Source organism: Rouxiella sp. WC2420, from assembly GCF_041200025.1.
In the GTDB taxonomy this organism is placed as follows: Bacteria; Pseudomonadota; Gammaproteobacteria; order Enterobacterales; family Enterobacteriaceae; genus Rouxiella.
Genome location: NZ_CP165628.1, coordinates 1472310 through 1497287 on the forward strand (window position 1 = coordinate 1472310; position 24978 = coordinate 1497287).

The 24978-nt window shown below is 52.2% G+C and carries 20 protein-coding genes; 16 read left to right on the forward strand and 4 right to left on the reverse strand.

The window, feature by feature from the left end:
* Positions 1-80: 80 nt before the first annotated feature.
* Complete coding sequence (gene pta, locus AB3G37_RS06940; protein ID WP_369790910.1) at positions 81-2231, reverse strand: phosphate acetyltransferase; 2151 nt, start codon at positions 2229-2231, stop codon at positions 81-83.
* Between the two features lie 128 nt (positions 2232-2359).
* The gene (gene ackA / locus AB3G37_RS06945; RefSeq protein ID WP_369790127.1) at positions 2360-3562 is read right to left on the reverse strand and encodes an acetate kinase; all 1203 of its coding nucleotides are present in this window, start codon (positions 3560-3562) and stop codon (positions 2360-2362) included.
* A gap of 431 nt (positions 3563-3993) precedes the next feature.
* On the opposite strand from ackA, the gene yfbV reads away from it, so the two are divergent.
* Positions 3994-4449, forward strand: coding sequence for a terminus macrodomain insulation protein YfbV (gene yfbV, locus AB3G37_RS06950; RefSeq protein WP_009636452.1), 456 nt, complete (start codon positions 3994-3996; stop codon positions 4447-4449).
* A 48-nt stretch (positions 4450-4497) separates the two neighbouring features.
* Here yfbV and yfbR read toward each other — a convergent pair whose 3' ends face one another.
* Both yfbR and AB3G37_RS06960 read right to left on the reverse strand, forming a co-directional pair.
* Positions 4498-5097: a 5'-deoxynucleotidase gene (yfbR, locus tag AB3G37_RS06955; RefSeq protein ID WP_009636453.1), complete on the reverse strand. Its 600-nt coding sequence runs from the start codon at positions 5095-5097 to the stop codon at positions 4498-4500.
* A 187-nt stretch (positions 5098-5284) separates the two neighbouring features.
* Positions 5285-6499: a pyridoxal phosphate-dependent aminotransferase gene (locus AB3G37_RS06960; protein WP_009636454.1), complete on the reverse strand. Its 1215-nt coding sequence runs from the start codon at positions 6497-6499 to the stop codon at positions 5285-5287.
* 1013 nt (positions 6500-7512) lie between these two features.
* Here AB3G37_RS06960 and lrhA point away from each other — a divergent pair.
* From lrhA to elaB, 15 genes are all read left to right on the forward strand, one after another.
* Positions 7513-8445, forward strand: coding sequence for a transcriptional regulator LrhA (gene lrhA / locus AB3G37_RS06965; protein ID WP_369790128.1), 933 nt, complete (start codon positions 7513-7515; stop codon positions 8443-8445).
* Positions 8446-9199: 754 nt separating this feature from the next.
* Positions 9200-9667 (forward strand): NADH-quinone oxidoreductase subunit A, encoded by a 468-nt coding sequence (locus tag AB3G37_RS06970; RefSeq protein ID WP_009636456.1) that lies wholly within the window; start codon positions 9200-9202, stop codon positions 9665-9667.
* 14 nt (positions 9668-9681) lie between these two features.
* The gene (locus AB3G37_RS06975; RefSeq protein ID WP_009636457.1) at positions 9682-10356 is read left to right on the forward strand and encodes an NADH-quinone oxidoreductase subunit B family protein; all 675 of its coding nucleotides are present in this window, start codon (positions 9682-9684) and stop codon (positions 10354-10356) included.
* A 117-nt stretch (positions 10357-10473) separates the two neighbouring features.
* Positions 10474-12273, forward strand: coding sequence for an NADH-quinone oxidoreductase subunit C/D (nuoC, locus tag AB3G37_RS06980; protein ID WP_009636458.1), 1800 nt, complete (start codon positions 10474-10476; stop codon positions 12271-12273).
* 2 nt (positions 12274-12275) lie between these two features.
* A complete protein-coding gene (gene nuoE, locus AB3G37_RS06985; RefSeq protein ID WP_369790129.1) occupies positions 12276-12830 on the forward strand; it encodes an NADH-quinone oxidoreductase subunit NuoE in 555 nt (184 codons plus the stop codon).
* Positions 12827-14191, forward strand: a complete 1365-nt coding sequence (gene nuoF, locus AB3G37_RS06990; RefSeq protein ID WP_009636460.1) for an NADH-quinone oxidoreductase subunit NuoF — start codon at positions 12827-12829, stop codon at positions 14189-14191. Before nuoE ends, nuoF begins: the two co-directional genes overlap by 4 nt.
* A 214-nt stretch (positions 14192-14405) precedes the next feature.
* The gene (gene nuoG / locus AB3G37_RS06995; RefSeq protein ID WP_369790130.1) at positions 14406-17132 is read left to right on the forward strand and encodes an NADH-quinone oxidoreductase subunit NuoG; all 2727 of its coding nucleotides are present in this window, start codon (positions 14406-14408) and stop codon (positions 17130-17132) included.
* On the forward strand, positions 17129-18106 hold the full coding sequence (gene nuoH / locus AB3G37_RS07000) for an NADH-quinone oxidoreductase subunit NuoH (protein ID WP_009636462.1): 978 nt from the start codon (positions 17129-17131) through the stop codon (positions 18104-18106). The genes nuoG and nuoH overlap by 4 nt, the downstream gene beginning before the upstream one ends.
* Before the next feature lie 18 nt (positions 18107-18124).
* Positions 18125-18667: an NADH-quinone oxidoreductase subunit NuoI gene (nuoI, locus tag AB3G37_RS07005; protein ID WP_009636463.1), complete on the forward strand. Its 543-nt coding sequence runs from the start codon at positions 18125-18127 to the stop codon at positions 18665-18667.
* A 12-nt stretch (positions 18668-18679) separates the two neighbouring features.
* A complete protein-coding gene (gene nuoJ / locus AB3G37_RS07010; RefSeq protein ID WP_009636464.1) occupies positions 18680-19243 on the forward strand; it encodes an NADH-quinone oxidoreductase subunit J in 564 nt (187 codons plus the stop codon).
* A complete protein-coding gene (nuoK, locus tag AB3G37_RS07015; protein WP_004936014.1) occupies positions 19240-19542 on the forward strand; it encodes an NADH-quinone oxidoreductase subunit NuoK in 303 nt (100 codons plus the stop codon). The genes nuoJ and nuoK overlap by 4 nt, the downstream gene beginning before the upstream one ends.
* A complete protein-coding gene (nuoL, locus tag AB3G37_RS07020) occupies positions 19539-21386 on the forward strand; it encodes an NADH-quinone oxidoreductase subunit L (protein WP_369790131.1) in 1848 nt (615 codons plus the stop codon). Before nuoK ends, nuoL begins: the two co-directional genes overlap by 4 nt.
* Positions 21387-21417: 31 nt before the next feature.
* A complete protein-coding gene (gene nuoM, locus AB3G37_RS07025) occupies positions 21418-22947 on the forward strand; it encodes an NADH-quinone oxidoreductase subunit M (RefSeq protein WP_369790132.1) in 1530 nt (509 codons plus the stop codon).
* A 6-nt stretch (positions 22948-22953) separates the two neighbouring features.
* Positions 22954-24411, forward strand: a complete 1458-nt coding sequence (gene nuoN / locus AB3G37_RS07030) for an NADH-quinone oxidoreductase subunit NuoN (RefSeq protein WP_009636467.1) — start codon at positions 22954-22956, stop codon at positions 24409-24411.
* A 190-nt stretch (positions 24412-24601) separates the two neighbouring features.
* Entirely contained in the window at positions 24602-24910 is a 309-nt protein-coding gene (gene elaB / locus AB3G37_RS07035) for a stress response protein ElaB (RefSeq protein WP_369790133.1), read from the forward strand.
* Positions 24911-24978 lie beyond the last annotated feature (68 nt).

Below are 24978 nucleotides of genomic sequence, written 5' to 3' on the forward strand. Positions count from 1 at the left end.
CCTGAACTTCTTCCACTGACATCGCGCACAAAAAAGCCGGTCATCAAGACCGGCTTTGCGTTTTCAAAACGGTGGTGGCGCTATTTTGCCCCTGCCGCAAAGGCTTCATCTGCCTGCGCTGACTGAATTGCTGTCAGGGCCACGGTGTAGACGATATCGTCAACCAGCGCACCGCGCGACAGGTCGTTTACCGGCTTGCGCATCCCTTGCAGCATAGGGCCGATGGAGACCAGGTCTGCTGAACGCTGCACCGCTTTGTAAGTGGTGTTTCCGGTGTTGAGGTCAGGGAAGATAAATACCGTTGCCTGACCAGCAACCGGTGAGTTAGGCGCTTTGGATTTCGCCACATCGGCCATGATCGCCGCATCGTATTGCAATGGGCCGTCGATGATTAGATCAGGACGTTTTTGCTGCGCCAGACGTGTCGCTTCGCGCACTTTCTCGACGTCGCTACCGGCACCGGAAGTCCCGGTAGAGTAGGAAATCATCGCCACGCGAGGTTCGATACCAAAGGCAGCCGCAGAATCGGCCGACTGGATAGCAATCTCGGATAGCTGTTCGGCATCGGGATCGGGGTTGATCGCGCAGTCGCCGTAAACCAACACTTGATCCGGCAGAAGCATGAAGAATACCGACGACACCAGAGAGCTGCCAGGTGCGGTTTTAATCAACTGCAACGGGGGTCGAATCGTGTTGGCAGTGGTGTGAACCGCGCCTGAAACCAGGCCATCAACCTCGCCTTGCTCCAGCATCAGCGTGCCAAGCACTACGTTGTCTTCTAGCTGCTCGCGAGCAACAACCTCGGTCATGCCTTTACTTTTGCGCAATTCAACCAAACGATCGACATACTTTTCGCGCGCTACAACCGGATCGACAATTTCTATACCTTTACCCAACACGATACCCTGAGCCGCGGCCACGCGTTTAATTTCGTCTGGATTACCCAGCAACACGCATTCCGCAATGCCACGTTCGGCACACAAAGATGCCGCCTTGACCGTGCGTGGCTCATCGCCTTCTGGCAAGACGATTCGTTTGCCAGCTTTGCGCGCCAGCTCGGTCAGCTGATAGCGGAAGGCAGGAGGCGAGAGTCGATGAGAACGCTCTGAGTGGGCGCTCAGCGAGTTGATCCAGTCAGCGTTAATATGTGAAGAAACATAAGTTTGCAGCTTCTCGACCCGCTCGTGGTCATCAGCAGGAACTTCCAGACTAAAGCTTTGCAGATTCAGTGAGGTCTGCCAGGTATTGCTGTCGACCATAAATACCGGCAGGCCGGTCTCAAAGGCGCGAGCACAAAGCTGCTGAATGCGTTCATCAACCGGGTAACCGCCGGTCAGCAAAATCGCGCCCAGTTCGATACCGTTCATGGCCGCAAGGCAGGCTGCGACCAATACGTCAGGACGATCTGCCGAGGTAACCAGCAGCGAACCCGCGCGGAACAGCGACAGCATATTGGGAATACTGCGTGCGCAGAAGGTGACTGATTTGATGCGACGAGAGTGGATTTCACCTTCGTTAATAATGCGCGCGCCCAGATGCTGAGCCATGTCGGTAGCGCGCACGGCTATCATCTCAAAGCTCCACGGGATGCAACCCAGCACCGGCATCGGGCTGACGGCTATCAACTGCTCGATATCAACCTGAGCGAAGGTCGCTTTGTCAGAGTCGTCAAAAATTTCTGAAAGATCGGGACGGGTGCGACCCTGATCGTCAACCGGTGCATTGACCTTGTTGATAATCACACCAGTGATATTTTTATTTTTGCTGCCGCCAAACACGCTGCGAGCCAGTTCGATACGGTCTTTAAGCTGCACCGCTGTATCACTCCCCTGGCCGATAACAAACACTATCTCGGCGTTCAGGGTTTTGGCAATTTCGTAGTTCAGCGCGCTGGCAAACTGATGGGTGCGGGTCGAGACCAGTCCTTCAACCAGCACGACTTCGGCGTTTTTGGTATTGGCGTGATAGTTGGCGACGATCTCTTCCATTAACACATCCTGCTGATTTGAACTCAACAGGCTTTGCACGTGTTTCATCTTCAGCGGTTCGGCCGCGGTGATATTAGAGTTAGCGCGAATAATGGTAGTGGTTTGATCAGGCGCATCGCTGCCTGCACGAGGCTGAGAAACTGGCTTGAACACGCTCAGGCTTACGCCTTTCTGTTCGATAGCGCGGATAACGCCAAGGCTGACGCTGGTCAGACCGACGCTTTGGCCAATGGGAACCAACATAATTGTACGAGACACGGCAAACCTCTTCGACAATTTCCAGGCAGTGGTTGGCCAAATTGAGAGGCAAAACCCGCCTGCGGTGAAAATAACACTGCCAGCAGGCGCTGGCAGTGGGGATGATAATGTTGTTACGCTGTCAGACGCGCTGCGTCCTGGGCGATAACCAGCTCTTCATTGGTTGGGATAACCAGTGCTTTGCGAGTGCCTTCTTTATTGATTTCACCGGCTTTGCCAAAACGTGCCGCCAGATTGCGTTGGTGGTCTACTTCAAAGCCCAGCAGGCTCAGCTTGTTTAAGGTCAGCTCGCGAACCTGAGAAGAGTTTTCACCAATACCGCCGGTAAATACTACCGCGTCGAGCCGGCCTTCCATCAGGGACGTGTAGCCGCCGATGTATTTCGCCAGACGGTGGCAGAATACGTCCATCGCGCGTTTGGCGTTGGCTTCTTTTTCGTAGTTGTCTTCAACATAACGGCAGTCGCTGGTCACTTCGGTCAGGCCCAGCAGGCCAGATTCTTTAGTCAGCATTTTGTTGATTTGCGCAACGCTCATACCTAATGCGTCATGCAAGTGGAACACGATGGCGGGGTCGATATCACCAGAGCGCGTGCCCATTACCAAGCCTTCAAGCGGGGTCAGACCCATTGAAGTATCAACACATTTACCATTGCGGATTGCGCTTACCGAGCCGCCGTTACCCAAATGGCAGGTGATCAGGTTAACTTCCTCAACCGGTTTACCCAGGGTTTTAGCAGCTTCCTGAGTCACGTAAAAGTGGCTGGTGCCGTGTGCGCCGTAACGGCGGATATGGTGGTCACGGTATAATTTGTACGGTAAAGCGTAGAGGTAAGACTCTTCCGGCATGGTTTGATGGAAGGCGGTGTCGAAGACCGCAACATTTTTTTTCGCCAGTTTCGGGAAGGATTTCAACGCTTCAGCGATACCAATCAGGTGTGCAGGGTTATGCAGCGGTGCAAATGGGATAGAATCTTTGATACCCTGCAAAACGGCGTCATCGATGATTGCTGACTTGGTGAGCTTCTCACCGCCGTGAACAATACGGTGACCAATAGCAATCAGGTTGGCAGATAACTCTGGCTTTTCTGCAAAAATAGTATTAACGATGTACTTCAATGCTTCGCTGTGGGCAGCACCGGCGCCTAATGCAGCTTCATGTTTAGCGCCATCCAGTTTCCATTTAATACGGGCTTCTGGAAGATGGAAGCATTCGGCCAGACCTGAAATATGTTCTTCGCCATTCGCGGCGTCGATGATGGCAAACTTCAGCGAAGAGCTGCCACAGTTAAGAACCAGAACTAACTTACTTGACATGGAAGTACCTATTTATTGTGTTGGTGCCGTTAAGTAACAATACACATGGTTAACTAATTTTCAGAATCACATAAGCGTAGCGCATTATGGAAGCGGTAATTATGATTAACATCATGCCAAAATAATTTCTGGCACGAATTACCCGCGTTGGCACAGGATGCAGGTGAGGGAAATTGATCGTTTCCGGTGACTTGTTTGAGTAAGTTCTTGCCGATTCGTTCAATAGCCCAACTCTGTTTTCCAGACGCCGACTGTTAGAGTAAAATGCAGCAAAGCCAGCTGTATTAGTAAGGTTGTTTATTTATCCCTAGTGGCCTAAAGGCCGGGCTAGAATACCGATAGGTTTTGATAAAAACAAAATATATTTGCATGTGATAAAATATATTTTTAGTTTTACAACTATTTTTTAATTTAAGATGTTGAGGTGCAACATGACCAGCAAGCCATCGGGTTCAGTCGGTTGGTTTCAGGTGTTCCAGCGTGGGCAGCAATACATGAAGACGTGGCCGTCAGACAAGCGTCTTGCCCCTGTTTTCCCTGAGAATCGTATCTCTACGGCAACGCGCTTTGGAGTGCGTATCATGCCACCGCTTGCGGTGTTTACACTGGCATGGCAGATTGCAATGGGCGGTCAGCTCGGCCCTGCGGTCGCGACCTCAATCTTCGCCTGTAGCCTGCCAATGCAGGGGCTGTGGTGGTTGGGGCGTCGTTCAATCACGCCTTTACCGCCAACATTGCTGGGCTGGTTCCATGAAGTCAGGCACAAATTAATGGAGTCTGGGCTGGCATTGGCACCTATCGAAGGGGCTCCAACCTATCAGTCATTGGCTGAAGTGCTGAAACGTGCCTTCAAGCAGCTCGATAAAACCTTCCTCGACGACCTCTGACAGCAATTTGTCGCACCCTTTCTCCCGCGCAGGAGAAAGGGCAGGCGTTTATAGCGGCGAATCCTGGCTTATCTCATCCAGTGAAAGACTAAAGCTGGGAATAAATACCGCCATAAAGTAGTCCATCTCCGGGCTATTCCTTTCAGCCAGCGTTTTCTCAAGACGCGTTTTCGCCATCGCAAACTCGGTGTTTCCTGCTGACAACTCCTCCAGACATTTCAAATAGGCGCAAAGAGCATCTGCCTGTTTGACGGTTTTTTTCTCGTCGTCACTAAAATGATGTTCGTCAATCAACGAGCGATAATCATCCTGAAATTCTTCGGGCAGCATTTCAATCAGCTTCTGCTGGGCGATCTTTTCGATCTTCTTGTATTCGTGGGCAATTTGCGGGTTGTAATACTTGATTGGCGTCGGCATGTCGCCGGTCAACACTTCGCTGGCATCGTGATACATCGCCAGCAACGCAACACGTTCGGCGTTGAGGGTGCCACCAAATTTTCGATTTTTGATTAGCGCCAGGGCGTGGGCGACAAATGCCACTTGCAGGCTGTGTTCCGAGACATTTTCTGTGCGCACATTGCGCATGAGAGGCCAGCGACCAATAAGCTTAAGGCGGGAAAGGTGGGCAAAAAAATGACTTTGGCTCATGGGACTCTCTTACTCTCTAGACTTGGATAAATTTAAAGAGCCCCATTCTTGCATACTAATTCCAATGCCCAAAAGGTTTCGAGATGCAGGAAGACGGCGGCAAGGCGCATCCCCATTAGCTGACACCCGTCAGTGATTAAGGGGAATGCGGACAGTCGACGCATCTACATCTCGAAGGTGGCAGGCATTATTGGCGGTAGGTTTCCAGGAAACGGCCCAGTTTGCCGACGGCCATTTCCAGCTCGTCAACGCGCGGCAGGGTAACGATACGCACGTGGTCCGGATATGGCCAGTTAAACGCTGAACCTTGCACCAACAGCACTTTTTGCTGTAACAGCAAATCGAGCACCATTTTCTGGTCGTCGTGAATATTGAAACGTTTGGCGTCGATTTTAGGGAACATATACAGCGCGCCTTTTGGCTTCACGCAAGAAACGCCGGGGATCTGGTTAATCATTTCCCAGGCCGCATTGCGTTGTTCGTAAAGGCGTCCGCCAGGCTGGATGAATTCGCTGATGCTCTGATAGCCGCCAAGCGCGGTTTGAATCGCGTGCTGCATAGGTACGTTGGCACACAAACGCATTGAAGCCAGCATTTCCAGGCCTTCAATGTAACCTTTCGCATGCTTTTTGGGACCGTTCAGCACCATCCAGCCCTGACGGAAACCGGCAACGCGATAGGTCTTGGACAGGCCATTGAAGGTTACGGTCAGCAGATCTGGAGCCAGCGAAGCAATGGAGATGTGCTGCGCCTCATCATAAAGAATCTTGTCGTAAATCTCGTCAGAGAAGATGATCAGATTGTGTTCGCGCGCAATCTCGACAATCTCCAGCAACAATTCTTTGCTATATACGGCACCGGTCGGATTGTTGGGGTTAATTATCACGATTCCGCGGGTGCGTGGAGTGATTTTCGCACGAATATCGTCGAGATCCGGGAACCATTCAGCGCCTTCATCGCAAAGATAATGCACCGCATTGCCGCCGGAAAGTGACACGGCTGCAGTCCACAGCGGGTAATCGGGAGCCGGGACCAGCATTTCATCGCCAGTGTTGAGCAGAGCCTGCATGGACTGCACGATTAATTCGGAAACACCGTTGCCGATATAGACATCTTCAACGGTCATGTCGCGCATATCACGGGCCTGATAGTGCTGCATAATCGCCTTACGCGCAGAGAAAAGGCCTTTTGAGTCACAGTATCCCTGGGCTGTCGGCAAATTACGAATAACGTCGACTAAAATTTCATCAGGCGCATCGAATCCGAAGGGGGCGGGGTTACCGATATTTAGTTTAAGAACTTTATTACCTTCTTCTTCCAGACGCTTTGCTTCTTTAAGCACCGGGCCGCGGATGTCGTAGCAAACGTTATCCAGTTTGCGGGATTTTTCAATGGGGGACATAGTCTGTGTGAACCTTTTGCGGTAAAGCTCGTTCTTCCCTGGGTAGGAGGTGCTTTAGAACATAGCGAAGCCGACAATTTACTCTCACCGGGCTCGATTTTGAAGAGCAAAGTCAGGCTTTGGCTTAAAACAGTACCTCCGACGTAACTGGCGACATTAGCCACCTATCATTGAGAATAAAGCATTATTAAAATCTAAATATTTTGATTATTTTGGATTATATGTCTGTGAAAATAGATGCTGAGAATGTTAATGGTGTATTTGTCAATGTACAGAGGATACTGCAATTTATTCATCAGGATAGAGAGATGAACAGTCTATTTAATTGAAAACTAGCACAATGCTAGCAATTATAAACTCGCTAGGCTTTATCTTAAACTGTGGGCCGACCTGCCTTTTGTGTTTTTTAATAGTGTATAAATGAAGCTGAAAAAGTAAATCGCACTTAAAAGCCTTTTACATGACAGTCAACTAATAACGTGGGTAATTAGTTAAATAAACCTGATGATTTCTTGCGTCATTAATAATTAAATATCTGAATGTAGTTATTAATGCAGGTTAATACATTTGCCTATTTTAATGAGAATTTTCTTATTAAAACGTGGGCAATATTCTTAGCTTGCGAATCACCAGACACAAGTTTTCAGCAGATAAAAATAGATTTTAGCGATATTAATGTTTGAATTTTGATATTAGTCACATTGCTAGCGCGGCGCTGTGCCTGCATGGATAGCCGTTGAAATGAGCTTCTGTGGCCTTACCGTACAGCCAGGTTAATGAATGAATTTTGATACTTGTTCGATAGGGAATTATATTTCTTTGAATTTAATAGCTATTTGAAAAAGTATCTTAATGATAATCATTTGAAAATTAGTTGTCGGACAGAAATATTTCTCATTTCTTCATTATCTAATGAGCGAGTGTCTTTCAGATCTGGTATTCTGCATTTTGCGGGAAATTTTCCGCTCTATCCAGGGTAGCTTGTTATTAGATTTTAAAAGTGAAGAAAAACTATGACAAATGCAAATCGTCCAATTCTTAATCTAGATCTTGACCTGCTAAGGACTTTTGTTGCCGTCGCCGATTTAAATACTTTTGCCGCCGCCGCAGCAGCAGTATGTCGTACACAATCGGCAGTGAGTCAACAAATGCAGCGCCTAGAGCAGCTTGTCGGAAAAGAACTGTTCGCAAGGCATGGACGCAATAAGTTGTTGACGGAACACGGTATTCAATTACTAGGTTATGCACGTAAAATATTGCGTTTTAATGACGAAGCCTGTACTTCACTAATGTATAGCGATGTTCAGGGTGGGGTAACCATCGGTGCTTCTGACGACACGGCTGACACCATTCTGCCGTATCTGCTCAGTCGCGTGACCTCGATTTACCCCAAACTCTCAATCGACGTTCGCGTTAAGCGCAGTCCGTTTATGCTGCCAATGCTTGAGAGTGATGAAGTTGATCTGGCGATCACCACGATGACCACCACCGATCATCCTCACATTGTATTGAGAACGTCGCCGACGCTGTGGTATTGCTCTGCCGATTTCTCTTATCCTTCAGGGGACAGTGTGCCGTTAGTGCTGCTTGATGAGCCGAGCTCTTATCGCTCGATGGCCATTGATCATCTCAACAAGGCCGGGATACCATTGCGTATTGCCTATGTGGCCTCGACTCTGTCGGCTATCCGCGCTGCTGTACGTGCCGGACTGGGTGTAACGGTTAGACCTATCGAGATGATGAGTCCAGAGCTGAGAGTATTGGGTGAGCAGGACGGTTTGCCGCGTCTGCCAGATACTCAATATGCGTTATATAAAAATCAGAGCTGCGACAATGATCTCGCCATGGCGATTTTCAATGCCGTTGAACAGGGCAACGATCCTTATTCTCTGCATAGTTATACTCAGCGTGCTGACATTGACGACGAGTTCCAGGAAGCCCCTTAATTCTTACCAGGCACGGATTTTCCTCCCCCCACCCTGCGAATATTTCGTCAGGGCTGGGGATAGGGGGTCCAAAGGTTAATTAATAACCAACTCATCAGTTTTTCTTTACCAAACCTTCTTTTTCCACGCTTTACTTCACGCATTCTCTCGATTTCATTATCCTCTTGCCGAAGTGTCATTCGTACCAATTAGTTGAGTTTTTAAACACCTTTTGCTCAATGATTTCTACAAATTTTTGATGAAATACATTTTTATTTGAAATCATTAATCAAAAACTATTCAAAAATTGTCTTATTTTTTAGCAATCTTGCCTAAAACGTGTCCTGGATCAATAAATAACCCTGTTTCCAGAGTGGAAGAATGGAACATACCTGCGACAATAGTAAGGGTAGAAGCTAAATCATTGACTCCCGTTAACAACCATCCTTTTTTTTAACTTTTTGACTGACTCGATTTAGCTGGTAGCTCCCGCACCATATGTTAATAAAATGATAAGGATGTAAATTAACGTGGAGATACTTTTGTCAAAGTTGACAAAAGGTTATAGAAAAGGGTAAAAAGCCCACAGTAATTCACTGGATAATCGCTTTTTAAACCCCGAACTCTATGAGGTTACCGCTAAAATAGGGTGATTTCTAAACAGGGGACCCGTGAAGACTGGTGGTTATTAATCCTTCCCTTGAATCGATGTGGCAGGCAAATTGCCGAGCAAGAGCAAATGCATGACGCCACTTTTGATGAGTAAGCATAGAGTATGTCAACAGCCACAGATGTCATCGCTCATAACTGGGCGCTCGCAGTTTTTCTTATTATCGCAGTCGGCCTGTGTTGCCTGATGTTGCTGGGCGCAGCTTTCCTGGGAGGGAAGGTTCGCGGTCGTAACACGGAAACGCCATTCGAGTCGGGGATTGCCGCGGTGGGCTCCACTCATATGCGCCTTTCGGCAAAATTCTACCTGGTCGCCATGTTCTTCGTCATTTTCGATGTTGAAGCCCTGTATCTGTACGCATGGTCAACGTCTATTCGTGAAAGCGGATGGACCGGATTTGCCGAAGCCGCCATTTTCATTTTCGTACTTTTAGCCGGCCTGTTTTATCTGGTTCGTATCGGTGCGCTTGACTGGACTCCAACCCGTTCCAAAGGTCCTGTCAAAGCCAGCCCGGTTATCCCGAGCCCAGTCATTAAGACCAGCAATCACCCGCATGGCAATCGCCAACAATAAAGTGAGGCATCAAGATGGACTATACGCTCACGCGCTTAGACCCGAACGGTGAGAACGACCGTTACCCACTGCAGAAACAAGAGACGGTCGCCGATCCTCTCGAGCAGCAAGTTAACCAGAGCGTGTACATGGGGAAACTCGAGCATGCTTTACATGACGTGGTGAACTGGGGTCGTAAAAACTCGCTTTGGCCATTCAACTTTGGTCTCTCATGCTGCTACGTAGAAATGACCACGTCGTTTACTGCGGTGCACGACGTGGCACGATTCGGCTCGGAAGTTATCCGTGCCTCGCCTCGTCAGGCCGACTTTATGGTGGTTGCCGGAACCTGTTTTACCAAAATGGCACCGGTTATTCAGCGCCTTTATGACCAAATGCTTGAACCTAAATGGGTTATCTCGATGGGTGCCTGCGCAAACTCCGGCGGCATGTATGACATTTACTCGGTGGTGCAGGGTGTCGATAAGTTCTTGCCGGTAGACGTTTACATTCCTGGCTGCCCGCCGCGCCCGGAAGCGTATATGCAGGCGCTGCTGCTGCTGCAGGAATCCATCGGAAAAGAACGCCGCCCGCTGTCGTGGGTAGTGGGCGATCAGGGTGTTTACCGCGCCAATATGCAGTCTGAAAAAGAGCGTAAACGCGCCGAGCGTATTGCCGTGACCAATTTGCGAACCCCTGACGAGATTTAACACTGTCCGTCAACCCTGAGGGGCGAAACCGTTGAAATTAATCTCTAAAAATAACGGTTGGAAGCCAGGTGATTCTTCCCCTTGGGCATAAATGACCATTTTGTGTGGTGAGAAAATATGACAGATTTGACGACGCAAGACCTCGCTCAGCCAGCATGGCAAACCCGCGATCACCTTGATGATCCGGTAATTGGCGAGCTGCGTAACCGTTTTGGGCCAGAGGCCTTTTCTGTGCAGCCAACCCGTACCGGTATTCCGGTTATCTGGGTTAAGCGCGAGCAGATACTGGAAGTAATTACCTTCTTGCGCAAACAGCCAAAACCTTACGTTATGCTGTATGACCTGCATGGCGTTGATGAACGTTTACGTACCCACCGCGACGGTTTACCGGCTGCGGATTTTTCCGTTTTCTACCATCTGCTTTCGATCGAACGCAACAGCGACATCATGATCAAAGTTGCGCTGGCCGAGAACGATCTTCATTTGCCAACCCTGACCAAGGTTTACCCGAATGCCAACTGGTATGAGCGTGAAACCTGGGAAATGTTCGGCATTACTTTTGACGGTCATCCCCATCTGACGCGCATAATGATGCCGAAGACCTGGGAAGGGCATCCGCTGCGTAAAGACTATCCGGCGCGTGCCACCGAGTTCGACCCGTTTGAACTGACCAGGCAGAGTGAAGATCTGGAAATGGAAGCGCTGACCTTCAAGCCTGAAGACTGGGGCATGAAGCGCGGTACGGAAAACGAAGATTTTATGTTCCTGAACCTCGGTCCTAACCACCCGTCCGCGCACGGTGCTTTTCGTATCGTGATGCAGCTCGACGGTGAAGAGATTGTCGACTGCGTTCCGGACATTGGTTATCACCACCGCGGTGCCGAGAAAATGGGTGAACGCCAGTCATGGCATAGCTACATTCCCTACACCGACCGTATCGAATATCTTGGCGGCTGCGTTAACGAAATGCCTTACGTGCTGGCGGTTGAAAAACTGGCCGGAATTACCGTAGGCGATCGTGTCAACACCATTCGCGTGATGCTGTCCGAGCTGTTCCGCATCAACAGCCACCTGCTTTACATCTCGACTTTCATTCAGGACGTTGGCGCAATGACGCCGGTATTCTTCGCCTTTACCGACCGTCAGAAAATCTATGACGTGGTCGAAGCGATTACCGGTTTCCGTATGCATCCGGCATGGTTCCGTATCGGCGGTGTGGCTCATGACCTGCCGAAAGGCTGGGAACGCCTGATGCGTGAATTCCTTGAATGGATGCCAAAACGCCTTGATTCCTACATGAAGACGGCGCTGAAAAACAGCATTCTGGTCGCTCGTTCGAAAGGCGTTGCCGCTTACAACTCGGAAGATGCGTTGGCGTGGGGCACTACCGGTGCTGGCCTGCGTGCTACCGGCGTTGAGTTCGACGTGCGCAAATGGCGTCCGTACTCTGGCTATGAAAACTTCGATTTTGAAGTTCCGGTTGGCGACGGTATCAGCGATTCCTATTCTCGCGTGATGCTGAAAATGGAAGAGATGCGCCAAAGTCTGCGTATTTTACAGCAGTGTGTCGATCACATGCCTGAAGGTCCGTTCAAGGCCGATCATCCTCTGACAACTCCGCCGCCGAAAGAGCGCACGTTGCAGCATATCGAAACCTTGATCACCCACTTCCTGCAAGTTTCCTGGGGGCCGGTCATGCCTGCCAACGAATCCTTCCAGATGATCGAGGCAACGAAAGGGATTAACAGCTACTACCTGACGAGCGATGGCAGCACCATGAGCTACCGCACTCGCGTGCGCACGCCGAGCTTCCCGCACTTGCAGCAAATTCCGTCGGTTATCCGTGGCAGCCTGGTATCGGACCTCATCGTCTATCTGGGCAGTATCGATTTTGTAATGTCTGATGTGGACCGCTAACGATGACAGATCTTAATAAAAACTCAGAGGTTCAGTATATCAATGTCTCTGCGGCCGGTGCTTTTGATTCCGCGCACGGCAAGCACGGCTTTGAATTGAGCGCGACTGAACGTGAAGCGATTGAGCACGAAAAACATCATTACGAAGATGCCCGTGCCGTGTCGATTGAAGCGCTAAAAATTGTGCAGAAAGAGCGTGGCTGGGTGCCAGATGGCGCAATCTACGCTATCGCAGAGGTTCTGGCCATTCCAGCCAGCGACGTCGAAGGAGTGGCAACATTCTATAGCCAAATCTTCCGCCAGCAGGTTGGACGTCACGTAATTCGTTATTGCGACAGCGTGGTCTGCCACATTACCGGCTATCAAGGCATTCAGGCCGCGATTGAAGAAAAGCTCAACATCAAGCCAGGCGAAACCACGCCGGACGGGCGCTTTACTCTGTTGCCGACCTGTTGTCTGGGCAACTGCGACAAGAGCCCGACGATGATGATCGATGATGACACGCACAGCTACCTGAAACCTGAAGAAATCGGTCAGTTACTGGAGCGTTACTCATGAATTTCTACGGATATACGCCAAGAGAAATTATCCGCACGCCGGAGATGCATCCACTGACCTGGCGCATGCGCGAAGACCAGCAGCCGGTATGGATTGATGAATACCGCAGTAAAAATGGCTATGCCGGTGCCGAAAAAGCGCTGAATACTCTGTCGCAAGACGAGATAGTCGCGCTGGTCAAAGACTCAGGTCTGAAGGGACGCGGCGGCGCAGGCTTCTCTACCGGCCTGAAGTGGAGCCTGATGCCGAAAGACGAATCCATGAACATCCGTTACCTGCTGTGTAACGCCGATGAAATGGAACCGGGCACCTATAAAGACCGCCTGTTGATGGAGCAGATGCCGCACCAGCTGGTAGAGGGCATGCTAATCAGTGCTTTCGCGCTGAAAGCCTATCGCGGCTATATCTTCCTGCGCGGAGAATATATCGAAGCCGCCGTCAACCTGCGCCGCGCCATTGAAGAGGCTCGCGCTGCCGGTTTTATCGGTAAAAACATTCTTGGCACCGGATTTGATTTCGAGCTGATCGTGCATACCGGTGCAGGCCGCTACATTTGTGGTGAAGAGACGGCGCTGATTAACTCGCTCGAAGGCCGTCGTGCCAACCCGCGTTCCAAGCCGCCATTCCCGGCATCCGTTGGCGCATGGGGCAAGCCGACCTGTGTCAACAATGTTGAAACGCTGTCCAACGTTCCGGCAATACTGGCCAACGGCGTTGAGTGGTACAAAGGTATTTCGACCAGTGAAGACACCGGCACCAAGATGATGGGCTTCTCCGGCCGCGTGAAAAATCCGGGCGTGTGGGAGCTACCGTTTGGCACCACCGCGCGTGAAATTCTCGAAGAATATGCTGGTGGTATGCGCGATGGACTGAAATTCAAGGCCTGGCAGCCGGGCGGCGCAGGAACCGATTTCCTGACCGAACAGCATCTCGACCTGCCGATGGAATTTGCCAGCATTGGTAAAGCCGGCAGCCGTCTGGGTACTGCGCTGGCGATGGCCGTCGATCACGAAATCGGCATGGTTCCTCTGGTGCGTAATCTTGAAGAATTCTTCTCGCGCGAGTCTTGCGGTTGGTGTACTCCGTGTCGTGATGGTCTGCCGTGGAGTGTCAAGATCCTGCGTGCTCTGGAGCGTGGCGAAGGTCAGCCGGGGGATATCGAAACTCTCGAACAGCTTTGCCGTCAGCTTGGCCCGGGCAAAACATTCTGCGCGCACGCGCCGGGTGCCGTAGAGCCATTGCAGAGCGCAATCAAATATTTCCGTGAAGAGTTTGAAGCAGGCATCGCCAAGCAGCACTACAACAATGCGCGGGCAATTGGCGGCATACAGCCAAACAACCTGCTGAAAGAGCGATGGTAAGTCGAGCTTAAAGATTATTTCTTAAAAGTCTTTTCCAAAAGTATTCGATAGGCAGGTAGGCGGTAACGAAGCGAATCCCCTGAGCTTACATGAAGTCAGTGACTGGGGTGAGAGAAGGAAGCCAACATCCCTGCGTGTCGGATAATGAAGGAAAAGGGCCAGAATTTTGGATTAACGCCCGTTTAAACCCGGGCCTTGTGGAAGCATGCTGACTATGGCTACGATTCATGTAGACGGCAAAGAATACGATGTTAACGGAGCGGACAACCTACTTCAGGCTTGCCTCTCTCTAGGCCTCGATATTCCTTATTTTTGCTGGCATCCGGCGCTGGGAAGCGTCGGCGCTTGCCGCCAATGTGCGGTTAAGCAATACCAAAACGCGGAAGATACGCGCGGCCGTTTGGTTATGTCATGTATGACGCCTGCGTCAGATGGAACCTTTATTTCCATCGATGACGGAGAAGCCAAGCAGTTCCGTGAGAGCGTTGTGGAATGGTTGATGACCAACCACCCACACGACTGTCCGGTGTGTGAAGAGGGCGGTAACTGTCACCTGCAAGATATGACGGTGATGACCGGCCACGCCACGCGTCGCTATCGTTTCACTAAACGTACCCACCAGAATCAGGATCTCGGTCCGTTCATTTCTCACGAGATGAACCGCTGTATCGCCTGCTATCGCTGCGTTCGCTACTACAAAGATTATGCAGACGGCACCGATCTCGGCGTGTATGGCGCACACGACAACGTCTACTTCGGTCGCCCGGAAGACGGTCCGCTGGAAAGCGAATTCTCCGGCAACCTGGTTGAAGTCTGTCCGACTGGCGTATTTACCGATAAAACGCACTCCGAACGCTATAACCGTAAATGGGACATGCAGTTTGCGCCAAGCGTTTGCCAGCAGTGCAGCGTCGGCTGTAACACCAGCCCAGGCGAGCGCTACGGCGAACTTCGTCGTATCGAGAACCGCTACAACGGCACCGTGAACCGCTATTTCCTCTGCGATCGCGGTCGTTTTGGCTACGGCTACGTTAACGCCAAAGATCGTCCTAAACATCCTATGCAGCAGCGCGGCAACGATTGGATAGCGCTGAACGCCGAGCAGGCAATGCAGGGCGCAGCGGATATTATTCGGCAGTCGAGTAAAACCATCGGTATCGGTTCACCGCGCGCCAGTCTGGAAAGTAACTTCGCGTTGCGCGAACTGGTCGGGGCAGAAAACTTCTACACCGGTATCAGCGCTGCCGAGCAAAATCGTTTGGCGATGATCCTTAACATCCTGAAAAACAGCGGTGTGACGACTCCTGCGCTGCACGACATTGAATCCTACGATGCGGTTCTGGTGCTGGGTGAAGACCTGACGCAAACCGGCGCGCGCATTGCGCTGTCCGTTCGTCAGGCGGTGAAAGGTAAAGCTCGCGCCATGGCAGCCGCACAGCGCGTTGCCGACTGGCAGATTGCCGCGATTCAGACCATCGGTCAGCACGCCAAGCATCCGCTATTTGTAACGAATGTCGATAACACCCGTCTGGATGATATCGCGGCCTGGAATTACCGCGCTCCCGTTGACTCACAGGCACGCTTCGGCTTTGCCATCGCCCATGCGATTGACGAAACCGCACCGGCCGTCAGTGATTTACCTGAAGGGCTCGACAAGAAAATCGACATGATCGTGCAGGCTTTAACCGGCGCGAGAAAACCGCTGATTATTACCGGCACCAACGCAGGCAGCGACGCAATTATTGCCGCAGCGGCCAACGTGGCGAAAGCCTTGAAAGCACGCGGCAGTGACGTTGGCATTACCTTCGTCGCCTCCGCTGCCAACAGCATCGGTTTGTCACTGATCGGCGGCGGCAGTCTCGATGACGCGCTGAGCCTGCTGAACGACGGCGGTGCCGACAGCGCAATCGTCATGGAAAATGATCTTTACCGTCAGGCACCGGAAGCGGTGGTCGATGCGGCATTGTCTAAAGTGCAGAACCTGTTGGTCGTCGATCACCAGCGATCACGCATTATGGATAAGGCCAGTTTGATCCTGCCTGCGGCGAGTTTTGCCGAAAGCGACGGTACGCTGGTCAATCAGGAAGGCCGCGCCCAGCGCTTCTTCCAGGTTTATGACCCTGCTTATTACGACAACACCGTGGTGATGCTGGAAAGTTGGCGCTGGATGCACTCGCTGCATTCCACCATCAACAGCCGCCGTGTGGACTGGACCCAGCTCGATCACGTGATCGAGGCCTGCGTCGCGGCACTGCCTCAGCTCAACGGCATTGTTGAAGCTGCGCCAGATGCCTCTTTCCGCATTCGTGGTCAGAAACTGGCACGTTCTCCTATTCGTTCCAGCGGACGCACCGCCATGCGCGCCAACATCAGCGTGCATGAACCGCGTCAGCCTCAGGATAAAGACACCATGTTTGCCTTCTCGATGGAAGGGAACAACAGCCCGTATGCTAACCGTCAGCAGGTGCCGTTTGCCTGGGCGCCGGGCTGGAACTCACCGCAGGCGTGGAACAAATTCCAGGCCGAAGTGGGTGGCAAACTGCGTCATGGCGATCCGGGCGTGCGTCTGATTGAAGCAGGAGAGGGCAGTCTCGACTACTTCAGCGAGATCCCGGCTGCTTTTGTCGCCGTGGAAAACCACTGGCGCGTTGCCCCTTACTATCACCTGTTCGGTAGTGAAGAGATGTCTCAGCGTTCGAGCGTAATCCAGCAGCGTATGCCAGCACCTTACGTGATGGTTAGCACCGCCGATGCCGCCGCGCTTGGCGTCAATCAGGGCACGCAGGTTGAATTTACCTGTAATGGCCAAACTCTGACGCTGCCGGTTCGCCTCAGCGAGACGCTGGAAAAAGGACAAGTTGGTCTGCCGCTGGGCTTGCCGGGAATTTCTCCGGCGCTGGTGGGCGCAACGGTTGAGAATCTGCGGGAGGCAACCCGATGAGTTGGTTTACACCAGAAGTTATCGACACCATTATCGCCGTGGTTAAAGCGGTGGTGATCCTGTTGGTGGTGGTCACCGTTGGGGCATTTATGAGCTTCGCGGAACGCCGCCTGCTGGGTCTGTTCCAGAACCGATACGGACCTAACCGTGTCGGCTGGGGCGGCTCGCTGCAGCTGGCTGCCGACATGATCAAGATGTTCTTTAAAGAAGACTGGGCACCCAAGTTCTCGGACCGCGCGATCTTTACCCTGGCGCCGATGATTGCTTTCAGCTCGATGTTAATGGCGTTTGCGATTGTGCCGGTTTCACCGACCTGGTATGCCGCCAACCTTAATATCGGCATCCTGTTCTTCCTGATGATGGCGGGTTTGACGGTTTACGCCGTGCTGTTTGCTGGCTGGTCCAGTAACAACAAATACTCGCTGTTGGGTGCCATGCGCGCCTCGGCCCAGACCCTGAGCTATGAAGTGTTCCTCGGCCTTTCGCTGATGGGCGTTGTTGCGCAGGCAGGGTCGTTCAACCTGCAAGATATTGTTCGTTCACAAGAACATCTGTGGAACATCATCCCGCAATTCTTTGGCTTCCTGACTTTTGCGATTGCCGGGATTGCGGTTTGTCACCGTCACCCGTTTGACCAGCCAGAAGCCGAGCAGGAACTTGCCGATGGTTACCACATTGAATATTCCGGTATGAAATTCGGTTTGTTCTTCGTTGGTGAGTACATCGGTATCGTGACGGTATCTGCGCTGATCGTCACGCTGTTCTTCGGGGGCTGGCAGGGTCCGTTCTTGCCGCCGTTTATCTGGTTTGCGTTGAAAACCGCGTTCTTCATGGTGATGTTCATTTTGCTCCGTGCTGCTTTGCCTCGTCCTCGTTACGATCAGGTGATGTCATTTGGCTGGCGTATTTGCCTGCCGCTGACCTTGCTTAATCTGTTGGCAACCGCTGCGGTCATTCTGTACAACGCACATTAATATAGGGGTGATTGAACCATGACATTGAAAGAACTGGTGGTTGGTTTCGGCACCCAGGTTCGCAGTTTGTGGCTGATAGGCATGCACGCCTTCGCCAAACGTGAAACCTTGATGTACCCGGAAGAACCCGTTTATCTGCCGCCGCGCTATCGTGGTCGCATTGTTTTGACGCGTGATCCAGACGGTGATGAGCGCTGCGTGGCCTGTAACCTGTGCGCGGTAGCCTGTCCGGTAGGCTGTATCTCGTTGCAGAAAGCCGAGACCAAAGACGGTCGTTGGTATCCGGAGTTTTTCCGTATCAACTTCTCTCGTTGCATCTTCTGCGGACTGTGCGAGGAAGCCTGTCCGACTACGGCTATCCAGCTGACGCCGGACTTTGAGTTGGGTGAATTCAAACGCCAGGATCTGGTGTATGAGAAAGAAGATCTGTTGATATCTGGACCCGGTAAGTATCCGGAATATAACTTTTACCGGATGGCCGGTATGGCCGTGGACGGCAAAGCGAAAGGCGAAGCCGAAAACGAAGCCAAGCCGATCAACGTCAAAGGTCTCATGCCCTAAGGAGCCGCAAGCATGGAATTTGCATTTTACATTGCAGGCGTAGTGGCGGTGTTGGCGACGTTGCGAACAATTACGCACACCAACCCGGTTCACGCACTGCTGTATCTGATCATCTCGCTGTTGGCGATTGCCGCAGTGTTCTTCTCGCTGGGGGCTTACTTCGCCGCCGCGCTGGAGATAATCGTTTACGCCGGTGCCATTATGGTGCTGTTCGTGTTCGTCGTGATGATGCTCAACCTGGGTAGCGTTCAGGAGCAGGAAAAGGCCTGGCTGAAGCCCTCGACCTGGATTGGACCTTCAATTCTGTCGGTGGTGTTACTGGGGGTGATGATTGCTTCTATTACGGGGCTGCACGATCAGAACATCAAAGGCACGATGGTAGACGCGAAAGCGGTGGGCATCGCGCTGTTTGGTCCTTATGTACTGGCGGTGGAGCTGGCGTCAATGCTGCTGCTCGCCGGTCTGGTCGTGGCCTTCCACATCGGACGTGAGCACAAGCCGGGCGAAGTGCTCGGCAATGCATCCGCTGCGCCGGCCAAAGAGATGGCAAAAAGAAAATCGGAGGAGAGAGCATGATCCCTCTACAGCATGGCCTGATCCTGGCCGCAATCCTGTTCGTGTTGGGACTGACCGGGTTACTGGTAAGACGTAACCTGTTGTTTATGTTGATAAGCCTTGAAGTGATGATCAACGCGGCGGCGCTGGCCTTTATTGTGGCCGGCAGCTATTGGGGACAGGCAGACGGGCAGGTGATGTATATCCTGGCAATCAGCCTGGCGGCAGCGGAAGCCAGTATCGGTTTAGCCTTACTGCTGCAACTCTATCGTCGTCGTCATACCCTGAATATCGACACTGTCAGTGAGATGCGCGGATGAACCTATTATATTTAACAGTTGTGTTTCCGCTAATTGGCTTTCTGTTATTGGCCTTTTCTCGCGGACGCTGGTCAGAAAATACGTCAGCCACGGTCGGCGTAGGTTCAATCGGACTGGCAGCATTAGTCACTCTTTATGTCGGGATCAACTTCCTGAGCCAGCGTGCTGCAGGGGTTCCGGTCTTTAATCAAGAGCTGTGGAACTGGATGCAGGTGGGCGATTTCAACATCTCTGCCACCCTGTCACTCGACGGCCTGTCGATGACCATGCTGTCTGTGGTCACCGGCGTTGGTTTCCTCATCCACATGTTTGCCTCCTGGTACATGCGCGGTGAAGAGGGTTATTCACGCTTCTTCGCCTATACCAACCTGTTTATCGCCAGCATGGTGATTCTGGTACTGGCAGACAACCTGTTGCTGATGTATCTGGGTTGGGAAGGGGTAGGGCTGTGCAGTTATCTGCTGATTGGTTTCTACTATACCCATCCGGAAAACGGCGCTGCGGCGATGAAAGCCTTTATCGTGACCCGTGTAGGTGACGTGTTCCTGGCTTTTGCGCTGTTTATCCTCTACCACCAGTTGGGCACGCTAAACATTCGTGAACTGATGATCCTGGCACCGCAGAAGCTGGCAGTCGGCGACACCGCTATTACTTGGGCGACGTTAATGCTGCTCGGCGGCGCGGTGGGTAAATCGGCGCAGCTGCCGTTGCAAACCTGGCTTGCTGACGCGATGGCTGGTCCAACGCCTGTTTCCGCGCTGATCCACGCTGCTACCATGGTCACCGCCGGTGTATATCTGATTGCTCGTACCCACGGGTTGTTCCTGATGGCACCTGAAATTCTGCATCTGGTGGGGATTATCGGTGCGGTAACGCTGGTGCTGGCAGGTTTTGCAGCCATGGTGCAAACCGACATCAAACGCGTGTTGGCTTACTCGACCATGAGTCAGATAGGCTATATGTTCCTGGCTTTGGGCGTTCACGCCTGGGACGCGGCCATCTTCCACCTGATGACCCATGCGTTCTTCAAAGCGCTGCTGTTCCTGTCGTCCGGTTCGGTGATCCTCGCCTGCCACCACGAGCAAAACATCTTCAAAATGGGCGGTCTGCGTAAATCGATTCCACTGGTTTATGTCTGCTTCCTGGTGGGCGGTGCGGCGCTGTCAGCCTTGCCAATCATCACGGCCGGGTTCTTCAGTAAGGATGAAATCCTTTCCGGCGCGTTGGCAAACGGTAATTACAATCTGTTGATTGCTGGCCTGGTGGGGGCGTTTATGACCTCGCTTTACACTTTCCGCATGATCTTTATCGTCTTCCATGGCGAAGAAAAAATCAAAGCTCATGCCGGCAAGGGGATTACTCACCACTTACCCCTGCTGGTTCTGCTGGTCCTGTCTACCTTTATTGGCGCGATGATTGTTCCGCCACTACAGGGCGTATTGCCAGGCACCATTGAACTGCCTCACGGTACGGTATTGAAGCTTGAAATCACCTCTGGTGTTGTGGCCATTGTCGGCATCTTGCTGGCGGCTGCGTTGTATCTCGGCAAGCGCACGCTGGTTAACAGCATTGCGAAAAGCGCACCGGGACGCTTCTTCACTACCTGGTGGTTCCACGCCTGGGGCTTTGACTGGCTGTACGACATGATTTTCGTGAAACCTTATCTGGCTATCGCGAAACTCCTGCAACGCGATCCGCTGAACTCATTGATGAATATTCCTGCATTGCTCTCTCGTCTGGGCAATCGTGGGCTGACGCTGAGTGAAAACGGACAGACGCGTTGGTACGTTGCGTCAATGGGATTGGGTGCAGTCGTCGTTTTAGCGCTGTTGCTGGCGATTTGAAACATTGTAAAAACATAGGGACCTATACGCCATGCTATTACCTTGGCTAATTTTTATCCCCTTTATTGGCGGACTGCTGTGTTGGCAGACTGAGCGCTTCGGAAGCAAAGTACCGCGCTGGATAGCTCTGATCGCAATGGGGTTGACCTTGGCACTTTCCCTGCAACTGTGGTTGCAGGGTGGGTATTCATTAACAGCGCCTAAAGGCATTCCGCAGTGGCAATCCGAGTTTTCGGTGCCGTGGATCCCGCGCTTTGGCATTAGTTTCCATCTGGCACTGGATGGTCTTTCGCTGCTGATGGTGGTGCTCACCGGGCTGCTTGGCCTGCTGGCTATCCTCTGTTCGTGGCGTGAAATTCAGAAGTATCAAGGGTTTTTCCACCTGAACCTGCTGTGGATCCTTGGCGGCGTAATCGGCGTGTTCCTGTCGATCGACATGTTCCTGTTCTTCTTCTTCTGGGAAATGATGTTGGTGCCGATGTACTTCCTGATTGCGCTTTGGGGTCACAAAGCGTCTGACGGTAAAACGCGTATCAGTGCTGCAACCAAATTCTTCATCTATACCCAGTCCAGTGGTCTGGTGATGCTGATTGCGATTCTGGGGCTGGTGTTTGTGCACTATAACGCTACCGGCGTTTGGACCTTCAGCTACGAACAGCTGCTGAAGACGCCAATGTCGCACAACGTGGAATACTTGCTGATGCTCGGCTTCTTCATCGCCTTCGCGGTGAAAATGCCAGTGGTTCCGCTGCACGGCTGGTTGCCGGATGCGCACAGTCAGGCGCCAACGGCGGGTTCCGTTGACCTGGCGGGTATCTTGCTGAAAACGGCAGCCTACGGGATGCTGCGTTTCTGTCTGCCGCTGTTCCCGCAGGCCTCCCACGAGTTTGCATCAATCGCCATGTGGCTGGGCGTTATCGGTATCTTCTACGGTGCCTGGATGGCGTTCTCGCAAACAGACATCAAACGTCTGATTGCCTACACCAGCGTGTCACACATGGGCTTCGTACTGATTGCCATCTATACCGGCAGCCAGTTGGCGTATCAGGGCGCGGTGATTCAGATGATCGCCCACGGTCTTTCTGCGGCCGGGATGTTCATCATCTGTGGTCAGATTTACGAACGACTGCACACCCGCGATATGCGTCTGATGGGTGGCCTGTGGGGGCGTATCAAATACCTGCCTGCGCTGTCGTTGTTCTTCGCGGTGGCGACGCTGGGTATGCCGGGAACCGGTAACTTCGTCGGCGAATTCATGATCCTGTTCGGCAGCTTCCCGATTGTGCCGGCGATCACTGTGATTTCGACCTTCGGGCTGGTCTTTGCCTCGGTTTATTCGCTGGTTATGATGCAGCGTGCGTACTACGGCGCGCCTAAGTCGGACCAACCTCTGCAAGGTATGACGGCACGCGAGCTGTCAATCATCCTGCTGCTGGTCGTATTGCTGGTGCTGCTCGGGGTTTATCCGCAGCCTATCCTCGATACCTCTAACGCAGCGATGAGTAATATTCAGCACTGGTTCGGGTCATCAGTTTCATCAATTTCAACGACAAGGCCGTAATTCGCCATGACATTTACTCCTCAAAATCTGATCGCACTGTTACCACTGTTGATCGTCGGATTGACGGTGGTCGTGGTGATGCTGTCCATAGCGTGGCGACGCGACCATTTTGTTAATGCCACACTGACTGTTATTGGTTTGAACCTGGCGCTGTTGTCGCTGTATTTCGTCGGCCATGCGGGGGCGCAGGATGTGACTCCGCTGCTGCGTGTCGATGGTTATTCGATGTTCTACATCGGGCTGGTGCTGCTGGCCAGTCTGGCGACCAGCACTTTTGCCTATCCGTGGCTCGAAGGCTATCCCGACAACCGCGAAGAGTTCTACCTGTTGGTTCTTATCGCGGCAATGGGCGGCATCCTGCTGGCCTGCGCCAACCACCTGGCTTCAATGTTCCTGGGAATCGAGTTGATTTCGCTGCCATTGTTTGGTCTGGTTGGTTACGCGTATCGTCAGAAACGTTCGCTGGAAGCCAGTATCAAGTACATGCTGCTGTCTGCCGCTGCCTCGTCATTCCTGCTGTTTGGTATGGCGTTGCTATACGCGGAATCCGGTGACCTGACCTTTGCTGCGCTCGGTAAAAACCTCGGCGATGCGGCGATTCACCAGCCGCTGCTGCTGGCCGGTCTGGGTCTGATGATTGTTGGTCTGGGCTTCAAGCTGTCGCTGGTGCCTTTCCATCTGTGGACACCAGACGTTTATCAGGGCGCGCCTGCTCCGGTATCAACCTTCCTGGCCACCGCCAGCAAGATTGCCATCTTCGCCGTGGTAATGCGCCTGTTCCTCTACGCACCGGTTGCCAACAGTGAAGCCATCCGCGTCGTGCTGGGCATTATCGCCTTCTGCTCGATTCTGTTTGGTAACATAATGGCTATTAGCCAGAGCAACATCAAACGCCTGCTGGGTTACTCGTCCATCGCGCATCTGGGTTACCTGCTGGTCGCGCTGATCGCGGTGCAAACGCATCAGCTGTCGATGGAAACCGTCGGCGTTTATCTGGCCGGTTACCTGTTCAGCAGCCTCGGCGCGTTTGGCGTGGTTAGCCTGATGTCCAGCCCTTACAGCGGCCCGGATGCAGAATCGCTGTTCTCCTATCGCGGGCTGTTCTGGCATAAGCCAATCCTGTCAGCAGTAATGACGGTGATGATGCTGTCGCTGGCCGGTATCCCGATGACGCTGGGCTTTATCGGCAAGTTCTACGTGATTGCAACCGGCGTGACTGCGCACCTGTGGTGGTTGACCGGTGCGGTGGTCGTGGGCAGTGCGATTGGCCTTTACTATTATCTGCGCGTGACGGTCAGTTTGTACCTCAATGCGCCAGATAAGCTGGTTCGCGACACGCCGAATAATTGGGCATTTACTGCCGGTGGTGTGGTAGTGCTGATTTCCGCGATTCTGGTGCTGGCGCTGGGTATTTATCCACAGCCGCTCATTTCGCTGGTTCAGCTGGCTCAGCCGCTGCTGTAGCAAGGCCTGAACTGTTGAAAACCGCGCATCCAAGGTGTGCGGTTTTTTTTGTCTGCAATTTGCCACCTTCCTGACAACCTGGTCGGAAGGTTCTTAAAAGCCAATTAGTTAGCGCAATCCTCCTTATTCATTTCGGCAAGTGGCAGAAAATAGGCTAGGGTTATTAGAACAACATCACAAGGAGAATAGAATGGCTAACCAATTCGAACCACAGCAAACCAGTCTCGACGACGATCTCAGAATGCTCAGTGAAACGCTGGAAGAGGTGCTTAAATCTTCTGGTGATAAAGCCGACGAGAAATACATCGAAATAAAGACCAGAGCCGAACAGGCGCTGAATGACGTGCAGTCACGCCTCAGTTCGGCAACAGATTCTTATTGCGCCAAGGCAAAAACTGCCGTGCGTCAGGCTGACAACTACGTTCATGACAAACCGTGGCATGGTGTAGGCGTTGGAGCTGCCGTGGGTCTGGTTATCGGTCTGCTTCTGCGTCGATAATCACCCGGTTTTCACCTCGCAGTTAAAAACCGAGACGGCTCACGCTGGCTCGGTTTTTTATTGTTAAT